The 14,710-nt window shown below is 41.0% G+C and carries 14 protein-coding genes; 10 read left to right on the top strand and 4 right to left on the bottom strand.

Translation table 11 applies throughout. The annotated features are described in order from the left end of the window. Nucleotides 1-4: 4 nt before the first annotated feature. Nucleotides 5-1,114 (bottom strand): efflux RND transporter periplasmic adaptor subunit, encoded by a 1,110-nt coding sequence (locus HC965_RS23855; protein WP_191033823.1) that lies wholly within the window; start codon nt 1,112-1,114, stop codon nt 5-7. 438 nt (nt 1,115-1,552) lie between these two features. Between HC965_RS23855 and HC965_RS23860 the strand changes: the two genes are divergently transcribed. Next, on the top strand, nt 1,553-2,761 hold the full coding sequence (locus HC965_RS23860; RefSeq protein WP_191033824.1) for an MFS transporter: 1,209 nt from the start codon (nt 1,553-1,555) through the stop codon (nt 2,759-2,761). A gap of 94 nt (nt 2,762-2,855) precedes the next feature. Here HC965_RS23860 and HC965_RS23865 read toward each other — a convergent pair whose 3' ends face one another. Continuing rightward, nucleotides 2,856-3,479 (bottom strand): hypothetical protein, encoded by a 624-nt coding sequence (locus HC965_RS23865; protein ID WP_191033825.1) that lies wholly within the window; start codon nt 3,477-3,479, stop codon nt 2,856-2,858. Nucleotides 3,480-3,625: 146 nt separating this feature from the next. On the opposite strand from HC965_RS23865, the gene HC965_RS23870 reads away from it, so the two are divergent. After that, nucleotides 3,626-5,755 carry a cation:proton antiporter gene (locus HC965_RS23870; protein ID WP_191033826.1) on the top strand — a complete coding sequence of 710 codons (2,130 nt, stop codon included), beginning with the start codon at nt 3,626-3,628 and terminating at the stop codon, nt 5,753-5,755. A 21-nt stretch (nt 5,756-5,776) separates the two neighbouring features. On the opposite strand, the gene HC965_RS23875 is transcribed toward HC965_RS23870, so the two are convergent. Then, a complete protein-coding gene (locus HC965_RS23875) occupies nt 5,777-6,355 on the bottom strand; it encodes a DJ-1/PfpI family protein (RefSeq protein ID WP_191033827.1) in 579 nt (192 codons plus the stop codon). Between the two features lie 143 nt (nt 6,356-6,498). On the opposite strand from HC965_RS23875, the gene HC965_RS23880 reads away from it, so the two are divergent. The 8 genes from HC965_RS23880 to HC965_RS23915 all read left to right on the top strand — a co-directional run bounded on the left by HC965_RS23880 (nt 6,499) and on the right by HC965_RS23915 (nt 13,341). Next, nucleotides 6,499-7,491, top strand: coding sequence for a GlxA family transcriptional regulator (locus tag HC965_RS23880; protein WP_191033828.1), 993 nt, complete (start codon nt 6,499-6,501; stop codon nt 7,489-7,491). A gap of 119 nt (nt 7,492-7,610) precedes the next feature. Beyond that, a complete protein-coding gene (locus HC965_RS23885; protein WP_191033829.1) occupies nt 7,611-8,105 on the top strand; it encodes a hypothetical protein in 495 nt (164 codons plus the stop codon). Nucleotides 8,106-8,229: 124 nt separating this feature from the next. Then, nucleotides 8,230-8,706, top strand: a complete 477-nt coding sequence (locus HC965_RS23890) for a DinB family protein (RefSeq protein ID WP_191033830.1) — start codon at nt 8,230-8,232, stop codon at nt 8,704-8,706. Nucleotides 8,707-8,716: 10 nt separating this feature from the next. Beyond that, nucleotides 8,717-9,583: a 23S rRNA (adenine(2030)-N(6))-methyltransferase RlmJ gene (locus HC965_RS23895; RefSeq protein WP_191033831.1), complete on the top strand. Its 867-nt coding sequence runs from the start codon at nt 8,717-8,719 to the stop codon at nt 9,581-9,583. Between the two features lie 205 nt (nt 9,584-9,788). Beyond that, nucleotides 9,789-10,205: a DUF3788 domain-containing protein gene (locus HC965_RS23900; protein ID WP_191033832.1), complete on the top strand. Its 417-nt coding sequence runs from the start codon at nt 9,789-9,791 to the stop codon at nt 10,203-10,205. Beyond that, nucleotides 10,206-11,342, top strand: coding sequence for a GyrI-like domain-containing protein (locus HC965_RS23905; protein WP_191033833.1), 1,137 nt, complete (start codon nt 10,206-10,208; stop codon nt 11,340-11,342). A 29-nt stretch (nt 11,343-11,371) separates the two neighbouring features. Continuing rightward, entirely contained in the window at nt 11,372-11,842 is a 471-nt protein-coding gene (locus tag HC965_RS23910; RefSeq protein WP_191033834.1) for a GyrI-like domain-containing protein, read from the top strand. 86 nt (nt 11,843-11,928) lie between these two features. Next, nucleotides 11,929-13,341, top strand: coding sequence for a PLP-dependent aminotransferase family protein (locus tag HC965_RS23915; RefSeq protein WP_191033835.1), 1,413 nt, complete (start codon nt 11,929-11,931; stop codon nt 13,339-13,341). Here the strand turns inward: HC965_RS23915 and HC965_RS23920 are convergent. Then, a complete protein-coding gene (locus HC965_RS23920; protein WP_191033836.1) occupies nt 13,333-14,529 on the bottom strand; it encodes a PLP-dependent aminotransferase family protein in 1,197 nt (398 codons plus the stop codon). The genes HC965_RS23915 and HC965_RS23920 overlap by 9 nt on opposite strands. Nucleotides 14,530-14,710 lie beyond the last annotated feature (181 nt).

Raw genomic sequence — 14,710 nt, forward strand, 5'->3', positions numbered from 1 at the left:
TCTTCTACTTTAAATAATATCCACCTTCACTGATTACTTTGTCTCCCGGGTGCAACCCGCTACTGATTACAGCTATTCCGCCTTTGGTAGCTTCCACTTCCACCGCTGTTCTCACAAAGACTTCAGGAGCGACCCGCACATATACATAACTGGCTTTCTCTCCCTGCAACAAAGCCTTCTCCGAAATCTGTACCTGCTCAATGGGGGCACTAAGAAAATGTACAGTAGTGTACATACCCAATTTTAAATGTCTCTTCGAATTCTCACAAACAGAAAGTACCTTTATAGACCTGGTTTCTTCGTCAACTGCTTCCTCAACATGATAGACACTGCCTTTAATCACCGTGCCGGGCAATGCCGACACTTCAATATCCAGGCTACTACCCGCATTGATAAAACGAATATCTTTTTCTTTCACCTGCGCCGTAATCCAAACTTCGGACAAGTCGGCAACTATCGCGATAGGTTCGGCATCATCTTTCAGATATTGTCCGGTCACGATGTTATTCTCTATGATTTCTCCCGAAATAGGAGAACGAACCACAAGAGGTTGTCCGAGTGTCATATGCTCCGGCTGTTCCACCTGATATACTTCCAATGCGGCAGAAGCATTTTCAAACTCTTTATCAGCCATCAATAAAGCATTCTGCGCTTCTTCCAGTTCTTTCTGCGAGCTAACCCCGTTTCTTATCAAGTCTTCCTTACGTTTCAAATCCTTCTTAGCCAGTTCCCGTGACGAAAGAGCCTGGAAATAATCTTTTTGTGCCGTGGTAAAATCGGGTGAACTGATTTCAAACAAAGGAGTTCCCCGCTTCACCAACTGCCCGACTTGTATATATGATTTCATGACTCTTCCTGCAAAGGGCGGGGCAATATAAGCATAGCGCGTAGGAATAGGACGTACCATACCGGACGTTATCACTTCCTTGGAATAAGGTTCGAGTTTTGCATCCGCTATCTTTATCTTCTCTGATAAAATAGGGTCTGTGACATATACTGTGTCACCTTCCATACGGTAACCACTTTGCTGTTCTTCTCTCTGCTTACTCTTGCATGCAGTAATTAATAATACACTACAAATTAAGAGCATTTGTAATTCTCTTTTCTTCATCATAATTCCTAATAATATAGTTAGAACCGTTTTTCCGGTCGCAAAGGTAAGCGGATGCACTTCAGAAGACTGTTAGAGAATCGTTAGAACGCTATTAGAATTCCATTAGAGTTTTATAAAAACTATTTCAAGCTGTATTTTCTTTTTTTATGAATCTGTGTTATAAGGAAATGCCGTTTTTTCCCTACATTTGCCGAATCGAAAACTTAACTTATATATGAAAGTCATTTACCAATTCACAATCTTTGTTCCTCATTTGGAGCTCTCTTAGCTGGGCTTCCTATTCCCTATTTCTTTTCTCCGTCACAGGAAAACAGAGAATTATAAAGACTATTTCTCTTTATTAATTGTTTATTATTCAGGTATTACGGTATATCCCCTGCCATTTTCATATGCAGACAGGCAATACCCACTATCATCATCCATAATCAATGAAGTATTATGAATAATTGGAAAAAGAAATTTATCATTATATGGTCGGGACAACTGTTCTCTATTCTTAGCAGTTCTATTGCCCAGTTCGCCATTGTTCTGTGGATTAGTCTCGAGACTGGTTCTGCGGAAGTTCTTTCGCTTGCCACTATTGCCGCCTTGTTGCCTCAAGTTGTATTAGGTCCTTTTGCCGGAGTATTCGTTGACCGTTGGAGCCGGAAATGGACGATGATATTGGCGGATAGTTTCGTGGCACTCTGTTCGGCTGTCATAGCGTTGCTATTCTACTTGGATGTTATCGAAATTTGGCAGATTTATCTGTTGCTTATGCTCCGTTCTATCGGAAGCGCTTTTCATGCGCCTGCCATGAAATCATCCATACCATTGCTTGCACCGGAAAAAGAACTGACCCGTATTGCGAGTATCAATCAGACCATACAGGCATTATGCAATATCTGTGGCCCTGTACTGGGTGCTGCACTGATTGTCAGCACGAATATGAGCGTAGTTATGTTGCTCGATGTTGTTGGGGCAGCTATTGCCTGCACTTCACTGTTGTTTGTCTTCATCCCTAATCCGGAGAAAACAGAAACGGAAACGACGAATAATGTACTCCGCGACATGAAAGACGGTTTTATAGCGATTCGCAGCAACCGGGGGTTGAAATGGGTGACGGTGACCGAGATACTCATCACTTTCTTCATCATGCCCGTTGTTGCCCTGATTCCACTGATGACATTGAAAAATTTCTCGGGAACTGCCTATCAGGTCAGTCTGATAGAACTTCTTTTCGGTTCGGGAGCATTAGTGGGTGGTATTTTACTGGGGATATGGAATCCACGTGTCCGAAAGGTTGTGATGATAAATCTGTCTTATGTCATAGTGGGAGTTTCTATCTTTATTACCGGATTGCTTCCTCCTTCGGCATTTATTATTTATGCTATCATGGCGGTTGTACAGGGGATATCCATGCCCTTCTATTCCGGTCCGTTTACTGCTTTGCTACAGACACAAATTGAGGTATCTTTCCTGGGACGTGTCTTTTCTTTGTTTGACAGTATCAGTCTGCTACCTTCCATACTGGGATTACTGGCGACCGGATTTATAGCAGATGCCATCGGCATCGCCAACGTATTTGTCATATGCGGTATTGCCATTGTAATGACAGGATTACTTGCCTTCTTCATTCCGTCGATAATGAATTTGGAAAGGAAATAAGATTATCTATAAAAAATCCCGGTGCAAGCCATATATACACTTGCATCGGGATTTCACTCCTCTATCCAATTACAGATTATTTCTTTTCTGCTTTTTATTTCTTTTCTGTTTTCTGCGTATAAATCAAATTACCTCTTTGGTTGATTGTCCACAAACCATCCACCAAACGTACATTCTTTGTATCATCATCTTCTACATTCCATGCATAACCGCCCGAAGGTAAGCCACGTCTCTCCAAAATTTCATTGGCATGCCCGTCAGAGAAGAATAGTTCGGCACGAGTGGAATCCGGGCTGAAAACGATGAAAGCAGAGACATTATTTCCATCGACAGCTTCCGTACGAATCCCCTTTTCAAACAAACGGATACAATCTTTTTGTACCTCGCACCACACATAGCCGGCAGAGCCGATACATCCGTGTTCGTCCCGGTCGCCACCCAATTTTGCAGATTGCGGATACTGAACGAGTTTTGTAGCTTGCATCCCCGGAGTATATTTTCCGGCATAGAAGACTTCCAGTGTATCGTTCAGAAGCAAGCCGTTCACTTCTTCTTTATTCGCATCCATCGTACTGAATGAAAGCGTATCATTCTTATCTGTAACGATTGAAACCGTATTCATACTTGCATCACAAACGATGCCTTTTGAACTCGTCACTTCCGGCGTGCAACTTGCCATGAAACACAAGGTTCCTACTGCTAATAATGCTGTTTTCATTTTCTTAAAATTCTGTTTTGTTTTAAATTAATGCAAAGATAAAAGTTATATGGGAAAGAATAAAACAATATTTTATTAGTTATCGCTTTTTTAAAAGCATTTTTTTAAGTTATTTTGCGCAACAAATATCACGAACTCATCAAATTATGGATTGGATTGGCCTTGATTTAACATTCCCTATTACCGACCCTACATGGATATTTCTCCTTGTACTTCTCATCATACTGTTTGCCCCCATATTATTGAATAAGCTGCGTATCCCTCACATTATCGGCATGATTTTGGCAGGATTGGCGGTTGGCGAGCATGGATTCAATATTTTGGCACGCGACAGCAGCTTTGAACTTTTCGGAAAAGTCGGGCTTTATTATATCATGTTCCTGGCCGGACTTGAAATGAATATGGGGGATTTCAAAGAAACACGCAATAAGGCATTAGTTCTCGGATTGCTCGCTTTCGTCATCCCTATCGGAATTGGCTTCGTGGCAAATATATCCTATCTGAAATACAGTGTTGTCACTTCCGTACTGCTAGCCAGTATGTACGCTTCCCATACATTGGTGGCCTATCCCATCGTCACTCGTTTTGGCATATCACGCCATCGCAGCGTAAGCATAGCGGTAGGCGGAACAGCAGTGACAGATACGCTCACTTTGTTGGTACTGGCGGTTATAGGCGGTCTGTTCAAAGGAGAAACCGGCGGTTTCTTTTGGCTATGGTTGGTAGTAAAAGTCATCTTCCTGGGTGGATTCATCATCTATTTCTTCCCACGTATCGGTCGTTGGTTCTTCCATCGATATAATGACCACGTGATGCAGTTCATATTCGTTCTTGCCATGGTCTTTCTGGGCGCGGGGCTTATGGAGTTTGTGGGCATGGAAGGTATCTTAGGCGCCTTTCTCGCAGGGCTGGTGCTGAACCGGCTCATTCCACATGTTTCTCCATTGATGAACCATCTTGAATTCGTTGGTAACGCACTTTTCATTCCTTACTTTCTTATCGGAGTGGGAATGTTGATTAACTTGCGCGTTATCTTCGGGCATGGAGATGCGCTGAAAGTGGCTGCCGTTATGATTGTAATGGCATTGACTGGTAAATGGATTGCCTGCTGGCTCACACAAAAGATATACAAAATGTCCGTTCTTGAACGAAACCTGATGTACGGTCTGAGTAATGCACAGGCGGCAGCAACACTGGCAGCAGTGCTGGTCGGATATAACATATTCCTGCCCAACGGCGAACGCCTGCTGAATGATGATGTCTTGAATGGAACTGTCCTGCTGATACTGGTTACCTGCATAGTCAGCTCGCTGATAACCGAACGGGCAGCCAGGAAAATTGCCATGGACGACTCTGAACCGGAAAAGGAGTCTTCAACAGAAGCGGAAAAGATTCTGATTTCGCTTGCCAATCCGAATACGATTGAAGACATGATGAATCTTTCTTTAGTAATACGTGATACGAAACTAAAAGATAATCTACTGGCACTGAATGTTATCAATGATGATAATACGTCCGATAACCTAAGAGTACGGAGTAAACGTTACTTGGAAAAAGCAGCCATGACAACAACTGCTGCCAATGTACCGTTGAAACAGCTCACCCGTTATGACTTAAATATCGCTTCCGGCATTATCCATTCAGTGAAAGAAAATGAGGTGACGAGTATTATCACCGGTTTGCACCGCAAGGTCAACATCACCGATTCATACTTCGGAATGCTTACCGAAAACCTGCTGAAAGGATTGAACTGCGAAATAATTATCTCCAAATTCCTGATACCGGTCAATACAATCAAACGAATTGTCATTGCCGTCCCGCCCAAAGCAGAATATGAATCAGGTTTTCCACGATGGATGGAACATTTCTGCCGGATGGGAAGTACCCTCGGATGCCGCGTACACTTCTTCGCAAACGAAAAGACCACCATCCGCCTGCAAGCCTGGATAAAGAAACGACATAAACAAGTGCTGACCGACTTCTCTCCCCTGGAAGACTGGAACGATTTACTGGTCTTGACCGGACAAGTTAGTTACGACCATCTGTTAGTCATTATCAGTGCACGCCCCGGAACGCTTTCTTATGACAGTTCGTTTGAGAAACTACCGAGACAATTAGGAAAATACTTCTCTAATAATAGCCTGATTGTACTGTATCCCAATCAATCGGGGGAACCGCTGGACAGTTCTTTCTTCTCCAAGTTATATACCGATACCGAGACACAGCACTATGAGAAAGTAGGCAAATGGTTCTATAAATGGTTCAAGAAGAATTAATTCTTCATTGCAGAATCATTATTAAAATCCCATAGCTTCTTTCACCAAAGACATCTCACGATAAGAAGTCAACTTCTCCAATAGAAGCAAGGCAACGCCGTGGGCTGTCTGCGGACAATAAGACGTAATCACATTAGCATCCACTACAATCGGCTCATTGACAACCGTTGCTCCGAAATTCCGGAGCACTTTCTGTTTATGTGCACCGCCGAGATGATATGTGGTTGCTTTTCTGCCTTTCAACACTCCGCTCTTCCCAACAGGCAAAGCACCCACACATACCGTAGCAATCCATTTCTTTTGAGAGTCGAACAAGCGGATTAGCTCTAATAACTTTTCATTATATGCCTCTTCATAAAACCCGAAATCTTCAAAGCCACCGGGTATGGCAAGAGCGTCATAATCATCGACGACAATCTCGTCAATTGTTTTATCTACCAAAACGGGAACATTAAAAGCACTGACCACAGTCTTGCTCAAGCCACACGTCACAACATCGACATCACAACCGAAATCTGCCTTTGCCCATCCCATAACATCAATAAAGACACTGAATTCCATCGTCTCAAATCCTTTCGCCAAAAACACCAATAATTTCATAATCAAATACCATTATTAATTAAACAAATGATTAACGCCACAAAAGTAGGTATATTCAGAATTGTCTGAAATGACAATATTCCGTCAAAAACTGCCATATTTATCTTATCTTTGTGCATCTTAAAACAGAGACGGAACCGGATATGGATAGAACATACACGCATATAGCATTCCTCGTTGTCCCCAACGCCACATTGCTTGATATTACAGGGCCTTACGAAGCCTTCTCACTTGCTGCGCAATGTCTCCAATCTCATACAGGAAAACCCAACACGACGTATGTGCTCCATACACTATCAATAGATAAGAACAGAATCGTCCGAACTTCATCAGGACTTTGCCTGCAATGCGAAAGTTCTATTAAATCGTTGGATTATCAGATAGATACCTTATTTATTCCGGGTATTCCCGAAAACCTGGAAGATATGGTCAGCCCGAAAATACTTTCATGGATAAAGCAACAAGCTGTCAAAGTACGAAGAATCTGTTCTATCTGTACAGGAGCTTTTATCCTGGCAGAAGCATCTATCCTGAATAACAGAAGAGTAGCAACACATTGGAAATTATGTGACAAGCTGGCGAAAGATTACCCGTCTTTGGATGTAGACCGGGAATCCATCTTTGTCAAAGACGGACATGTTTATACATCAGCCGGGGTATCTTCCGGGATAGACCTGGCCTTAGCATTGATTGAAGAAGACTATGGAAGAACATTAGCCTTAGAAGTAGCAAGAGAGTTGGTTGTATATTTAAAACGTCCCGGCAATCAAGCCCAATTCAGCGTGACACTAAAACACCAGGACAGCGATTACAAACCAATTCAGGATATCAAAGACTGGCTGCCGGAACATTTAAAGGAAAGGATTACCGTAGAACAATTGGCAGAACAAGCGTTAATGAGCCCCAGGAACTTCGCGCGTGTATTTGCCAAAGAAACCGGAATAACTCCGGCAAAGTATATCGAAAAGTTAAGATTAGAAACCGCCTGTCGCTTTCTTACAGAAACACAACTGACATTAGAGACTATTGCGGACGAATGTGGATTGATAACAATAAACAATATGCGCAGGTTATTTCTGAAATACTTGAAGATAACACCGTCAGATTACAGGAAGTGCTTTAGGGCACAGATATAATAGATAAACTACTTAGAGAAGTTAGGGAAATCCCTATATGCAATTAGGAAGAATCACTCGTATAGAAGGTTTTCTTGCTCTACATTTGTGACATCAAGAAACACAAAACTATACTTAATATGAAAAAGAGTCAGACCTTTTTGCTTTTGCTACTGGCAATGTTATTCAGTAGTTGCTATACGACTAAAATCAGTTATAAGAACTTGGAGCGTATAGAACGAGGGATGTTTCCCAAAGAGGTGATAGCTATTTTGGGTGAGCCAAGTTATCGGGATTTTGATGATAAGGATGAAATACTGGAGTTCCGTTCTTCCGAATATGGTACGGCCAAGGTTGTAAGAATCCGGTTTGTGGATAATAGGGTGGTCGAGATGAAAAGCTATTTGGATAGCTATGATAGCTGTCGTGACAGAGACAAAACAACGAAAGAGAAGAAAGAAGAAAAATCTTCCGAAAAAGATACCAGTTCCAAAGTACGGGTATCAGCAGATGGGAAACATTTCCTACAGACAGGTTCAATCATAGTGACTCCTGAAGGTAAACATGAAATAGTAGTTAGTGACCAGGGCGGGTTAATTATCACTGCGTCCGGTGAGCACATACATGCATTGTAATATTCAAAAAGAATTGAAAAAGAGTTGGATAGAAAAAGTCCCTTTTTACTCGCAAATATTATGCAATTATTTATATTTGCATAATTAAGCAACTCGCAAGAAACATTTAAAGAAAGGGAAAGCCATGTCAAACTTCGATTTTTCCAAAGTTACAGAAGGGATTTATAATGTTATAAAAACCGAAGAACAAGTATTAATCAGCTTGCAAGAGGAAACGATTACATTGAAGCGTAATAAACAAAATCGTACAATTAAACAGATTCTCGGGCATCTGATTGACTCGGCATCAAACAATCATCAACGCATGATAAGACTACAATATTGCAAAGACTTGCTTTTCTTCCCTGATTATCGCCAAGACAATGATTTGTGGATAGCATTGCAAGATTATCAAAATGCGGACTGGAGTAATTTAATTCAATTATGGAAGTTCTTCAACCTGCATATTATCCAAGTAATAAAATCCGTAGACCAAACAAAATTGGACAGCTATTGGTGTGACTTTGAAGGAACAAAAGTCACTTTACAGGATATGATAGAGGGATATTTAGACCATTTACATCTACATATTAACGAGATTCATGAATTGATTAACTCTTAAACACACCGACATGTCAACTTACACTCACTTCGCAAAACAACCGGATGTTCTGAAACATCTGATACTCTGTGAAGCCCTTCGGAATGAAGCGCCACAAGTATATGTAGAGACCAATTCGGCATGCGCCATTTACACAATGACACATACTCCGGAACAGCAATATGGCATCTATCATTTTTTAGAAAATGCGGATAAAGATAAGTCCTTGACGGATTCCATTTATTACAAACTGGAAAGTGCAGAAATGGCAAAAGGGCATTATTTAGGTTCGCCTGCACTGGCTATGAATGTATCAGGGAAGCAAACACAAAGATTTGTATTCTTTGATTTGGAAAAGAGTGCATTGGATAATGTGGCTCTTTATACCAAACAAATAGGATTGAATACCTCTGTGGAAGTACATAATACCAATTCTTTGGAAGGGACGATGCAGCTATTACCCTCACTGCCCGAATCGTCATTCATCCATATCGACCCTTACGAAATAGATAAGAAAGGAGAATCAGGCTACACTTATCTTGATGTTCTGATAAAAGCAACTCAATTAGGGATGAAGTGTTTATTGTGGTATGGTTTCATAACTGAAGATGATAAAGAATCCCTGGAAAACTACATCACATCCAATCTGAAAAAAGAAGGTATCAAAAGCTACACGTGCGTAGAACTCACGATGAACTCAATAAGAAAAGATAGCATTTTATGCAATCCCGGCATTTTGGGAAGCGGCATCCTGGCAACAAACCTATCACAAGAATCTCAACAGATGATTCTTGATTATGGTAATAAGCTGGTAGACATATACAAAGATGCAAAATATAAGGAATATGATGGCAGTTTATACATTGATGCTTTTTCTCAAACATTCTCATGCCTATGAGAAAAAATACTCACTATAATGAGAAAAAATACTCATTGTATTGAGAATTAATTCTCATTATAGTGAGAATAATCCCCTCTTGTAATACTCTCAAACACGTATTTTATATACGAAAACATATAAAAGACAGCTATATTGGACAACTATCTATCGAAAAATCAGTCTATCTTTGTGATATTGATAATTGAAAGTAAATATAGATGCCATGAAAGAGACTTTGCAGATTCCCACTCCCGAAATGCTGGAAAACCTGATAGGTAAAGAACTTTATATTGTATGGACTTCGCTTTGCCAACTCATTGAACAGAAGTACAATATGGAGCAATTATGGAATTATGGCGGAAAAGCCTGGAAATACGAATATAAATATCGCAAAGGCGGAAAAACGCTTTGTGCCCTATACGCCAAAGAGCAAGCTCTTGGTTTCATGGTCATTTTTGGCAAAGACGAACGTGCCAGGTTTGAACTGCAACGAGAAGTTTTCTCCAACGAGACACTGAAGGTATATGATGGGGCGACTACTTATCATGATGGGAAGTGGATTATGTTCGAACTAAAAGATACCAGCTTATTCAGTGATATGGAACAACTTCTGTCTATCAAACGAAAACCAAACCGATAAATGATTGAATCAGAAATAAACAAGAAGTATTGTCAAAGTTGCGGGATGCCTTTACGATTTGATGTAGAGAAATACCTGGGTACTAACTCCGATGGTTCGCGAAGTGACGAATACTGCTATTATTGCCTGAAAGATGGAAAGTATATTGTTGATATTCCGATGTCGGAAATGATTAATATTTGGATAAAATACACCGACAAGTATAATGAATATGCAGACACCATGTACTCACCGGAAGAATTGAGAAATCTACTTAACGGACGATTACCCAAGTTAAAGCGATGGAAACAGAAATTGGAAACCAGTAACATTCATCATCAAAAGATTCAGGATATTATCGTTCATATCAATAATCATTTATTTGATTCTTTGGATACGGACAGGCTTAGTGATATGAGCGGACTTTCCAAATATTATTTCAGAAGGATCTTTCAGGCTGTTACCGGAGAGAATATAGGAATCTATATACAACGGTTGCGGCTTGAACATATAGCGCATCTGTTGGTATCCACCGATTTTACACTCAATCAGATATTGGAGCAGACAAGTTATCAGACCAAGTTTAGTCTAGCAAAAGCCTTCAAAAAGCATTTCGGAATACCGGCATCTCAATATAGGGAAAAATATAAGCCGATGTATGATGAACAGCACACGTCTCTCACTCCTGAAATTTGGTCAATTCAGCCAATGGAGATATTCTATATTGAAGTCGGTGAAAAGTATAAGGACGAGCTGCGATATAAACTCATATGGAACAGGCTTATAAATTATGCCAGGCAGTATAATGAAGGTAAATCGGATTGCAAATTCGTAAGCGTCAGTATGGACGACCCGTCCATCACACCCATGGAAAAATGCCGTTTCTATCTCGGAGTAACGATAGATAATAAGAAAGTAGATAACTCTCAACCAGGAGTGATGGAAATTCCCGGTGGTCGCTATGCGATATTCAGGCATACAGGAGATTATTCTTTATTACACAGATTCTACCGGAAAATTTATGAAGAATGGTTTCCGAAAAGTAAGTATCGGCCACAAAGTACCTTTAGTTTTGAGATGTATATGAATCAGCCTACTTCCACTCCTGAAACGGAACTGGTTACCGATATTTATATTCCGGTCGTAAAGAAACAATAGATTACCAACACTTTAAGAAACAATATATTATGGGAAAGATTTCAGAAATTATGCTATTGAAGCAACCACAGCAACCTGCCTTGGCTGTTGAAGTACAAACTGATATGAACGGAATGTCGAAAGCTATCGGAGAGAACTTTGTAGAAATAGACTCTTTATTCAAAAAACAAGGAGAAATTACAACAGATATTCCCTACGTTGAATATCCCAACTTTGAAAGCCTAACCGAACAAAATATCAGAATGATTATCGGTCTCAAATCATCCAGGGAATTACAAGGGGAAGGGGAAATTCAATCTATAATAATACCGGAAAGAAAGATAGTTTCCTGTTTGCATAAAGGAACCTATGCAGAACTGGCAACGCTATACAATGAGATGATGGAATGGATACAAGTCAATGGATATAAAGCTTCGGGAACATCTATAGAATATTATTACACCGGACCTGATGTGCCCGAAGAGGAACAAGTGACAAGGGTAGAAATGCCGCTATTATAAACGTATTGTTCCGGTCAAGCATTTTTTCTGTCACATAAAATAAATACCGCTATATTTTATGTACATTTGCAGGATACGGAATGAGCATGAAAAAAGAAACTCTATATCAGAAAATAGCCGGAACAATGGCACGGCAGATAAAAACAGGTATATGGAAAATGGGGGAGAAACTTCCTTCCCTGCGTACTATCAGCAATGAATATGGAGTGAGCCTGAATACCGCAATTCAGGCATACTATGAATTGGAAAAGGACGGATTTATTATTTCACTGCCCAAATCCGGTTATATTGTCAATTACAAACCGTTGCGTTTGTCCGCGCCGGCAACGACACAGCCTGCAATTAAGTTTACGGGAAAGGGGGATGAGGATTTAATAGCCGAAGTATACAGTTCGATAGAAGATACATCCATCACTCGTTTCTCCCTGGGAATACCGGAAGATGTTTTTCTGCCCATTGCCAAACTCAATAAAGAACTGACTAAAGCAATGCATTCGCTGCCGGGAAACGGGACGAGATATGAAGATGCGCAAGGAAACGCCCGGCTTAGAAAAGACGTAGCCCGTTTCACATATAGTTGGAATGGTAATTTAACGGAAGATGATATTGTTACGACAACAGGAGTGACTAACGCTATTTCTTTAGCTCTGTCCGTCGTTGCACAGAGAGGAGATACCATCGCTGTTGAAAGTCCGGTGTATTTCGGGATGTTGCAATTAGCCAATAGTATGGGACTTCGTGTGCTGGAACTACCGACAAATCCTGTTACGGGCATCGAACCTGACGCCCTGAGGAAGGTGTTACCGCAAATAAATGTGTGCCTGCTTATCAGTAATTTCAGCAATCCGATGGGTAGTTGTATGCCCGATGAACACAAAAAGGAGATTGTGTGCATGTTGGCAGAGTATGATATTCCTTTGATTGAGGATGATTTATATGGAGATGTTTTCTTCGGAAATTCACGTCCCAAACCATGTAAGGCTTTCGATGAAAAAGGACTTGTGCTATGGTGTGGTTCCGTGTCAAAGACGCTGGCTCCCGGATACCGGGTAGGCTGGATTGCACCCGGAAAATTCAAGGAAGCCGTGATTCGTCAGAAAAATATTCATTTCATATCTTCACCTACTCTTAACCAGGAAGCGATAGCCAATTTCATGGAGAACGGCAGGTATGAGAATCATTTGCGTAAGCTACGTCATGAGTTGCATGCGAACAGCCTGCATTTTGCACGTTCTATCATCGACTATTTCCCCGAAGATACTAAAATCATCACTCCGCAAGGCGGATTCATGCTTTGGGTAGAACTGGACGAAAAGATAGATACGACACAACTGTACTATAAAGCTATGCGGCATAAAATCAGTATTGCTCCCGGACGTATGTTTACGTTGCAGGAGCAATACAGAAATTGTATGCGTTTGAGTTACGGTCAGCAGTGGAGTCCTTTTATCGAAGAACGTCTGATGATATTAGGGAATATGATTAAAGAGTCACTTTGATTTGTGGATATATTCCGTCACGACTTCTCCCAATATCTGAAGCCCCTTCTCTATTCTGTCTTCCGGCATATTGGAATAGTTGATTCGAAGGGTGTTTTCCCTGTTTCCGTTGGGAAAGAAAGAACCGCCCGGAACGAAAGCAATCTTTTTCTCCAGGCATTTTTCTAGGATTTCACGTGCCGGAATTCCTTCGGGGAGTTCTATCCATGTAAATAATCCGCCTTCGGGATGAGTAAATTTGACTGTATCGGGAAAGTAACGCTCCATGCATTTCATGGCAATATCCCTGCGTTTCCTGTACACTTCGATTATTTTTGCAATATGTTTGTCGATATCATAATGTTTCAAGTATTCGGCGATAGTCATTTGGGCGATAGTATTACATTGCAAATCTGTGCCTTGTTTCACAAGAACGTATTTACGGATAATCTCCTTATCCCCTGCCATCCAGCCAATCCGGAAACCGGGGCAGAATATTTTGGAAAAGCTGCCTGTGCACAGGACATTGCCAACCTCATCAAAAGACTTGACAGATGGCAGGTGTTCTCCTTCGAATCTTAATTCACCATATGGGTTGTCTTCGACAACTGCGATATTGTATTTCGCGGACAATTCTGCCAGCTTTCTGCGTCTTTCCAAACTCCAGGTTCTTCCTGTCGGATTTTGAAAGGTAGGTATGACATATATCAGTTTTATGTTTTCCGTACTGTTCAAAACATCTTCCAGGACATTCATATCCATACCGTCTGCATCGGTCGGTATTTCAATGAAACGACATCCGTATGCTTTCAATGCACTGATGGCAGCCAGGTATGTAGGGCTTTCGCACAAGACTACATCGCCTTCGTCCAAAAAGACTTTTCCCGATAAATCCAGTCCTTGTTGGGAACCATGGGTAATCAGGATGTTGTCTTTATCGAAAGCTGTGCCCAGGCGGTTGTTCATCCGTTCGGCAATCCATTCTCTTAAAGGGGCGTAACCTTCTGTTGTAGTATATTGTAGTGCTTTTGTTCCCGCTTCTTCCAAAACAATCCGGGTTATTTCATTTATCTCATTCACTGGGAAAAGTTCCGGGGCGGGCAGACCTCCTGCAAAGGAAATTACATCGTCCTGTTCGGTTACCTTCAGTATTTCCCTTATCTCCGATGCCTTGATATAAGACATTCTTTTTGCGAAATTCAGCTTCATAATCATTAAATATTTAGGGAGATTAAAACAACGCTGCAAAGTAAAGCAAAAAAGGAAAATGAAAACAGATACAATTTTCTTTATATAAACGGATACAGATTTACGCGTTCTTCCCGCCGATAAACAGGCAAAGTTAGGCGCTTATATTACCGGTTTCGTCATGCATAATGGGGGGTGTTCG

The organism is Bacteroides sp. GM023 (assembly GCF_014750685.1).
GTDB lineage: Bacteria > Bacteroidota > Bacteroidia > Bacteroidales > Bacteroidaceae > Bacteroides.

Coding starts and splice junctions, on each gene's coding strand:
- HC965_RS23855 (WP_191033823.1), bottom strand. CDS start 1,114: ATGATGAAGAAAAGAGAATTACAAATGCTCTTAATTTGTAGTGTATTA.
- HC965_RS23860 (WP_191033824.1), top strand. CDS start 1,553: ATGAATAATTGGAAAAAGAAATTTATCATTATATGGTCGGGACAACTG.
- HC965_RS23865 (WP_191033825.1), bottom strand. CDS start 3,479: ATGAAAACAGCATTATTAGCAGTAGGAACCTTGTGTTTCATGGCAAGT.
- HC965_RS23870 (WP_191033826.1), top strand. CDS start 3,626: ATGGATTGGATTGGCCTTGATTTAACATTCCCTATTACCGACCCTACA.
- HC965_RS23875 (WP_191033827.1), bottom strand. CDS start 6,355: ATGAAATTATTGGTGTTTTTGGCGAAAGGATTTGAGACGATGGAATTC.
- HC965_RS23880 (WP_191033828.1), top strand. CDS start 6,499: ATGGATAGAACATACACGCATATAGCATTCCTCGTTGTCCCCAACGCC.
- HC965_RS23885 (WP_191033829.1), top strand. CDS start 7,611: ATGAAAAAGAGTCAGACCTTTTTGCTTTTGCTACTGGCAATGTTATTC.
- HC965_RS23890 (WP_191033830.1), top strand. CDS start 8,230: ATGTCAAACTTCGATTTTTCCAAAGTTACAGAAGGGATTTATAATGTT.
- HC965_RS23895 (WP_191033831.1), top strand. CDS start 8,717: ATGTCAACTTACACTCACTTCGCAAAACAACCGGATGTTCTGAAACAT.
- HC965_RS23900 (WP_191033832.1), top strand. CDS start 9,789: ATGAAAGAGACTTTGCAGATTCCCACTCCCGAAATGCTGGAAAACCTG.
- HC965_RS23905 (WP_191033833.1), top strand. CDS start 10,206: ATGATTGAATCAGAAATAAACAAGAAGTATTGTCAAAGTTGCGGGATG.
- HC965_RS23910 (WP_191033834.1), top strand. CDS start 11,372: ATGGGAAAGATTTCAGAAATTATGCTATTGAAGCAACCACAGCAACCT.
- HC965_RS23915 (WP_191033835.1), top strand. CDS start 11,929: ATGAAAAAAGAAACTCTATATCAGAAAATAGCCGGAACAATGGCACGG.
- HC965_RS23920 (WP_191033836.1), bottom strand. CDS start 14,529: ATGAAGCTGAATTTCGCAAAAAGAATGTCTTATATCAAGGCATCGGAG.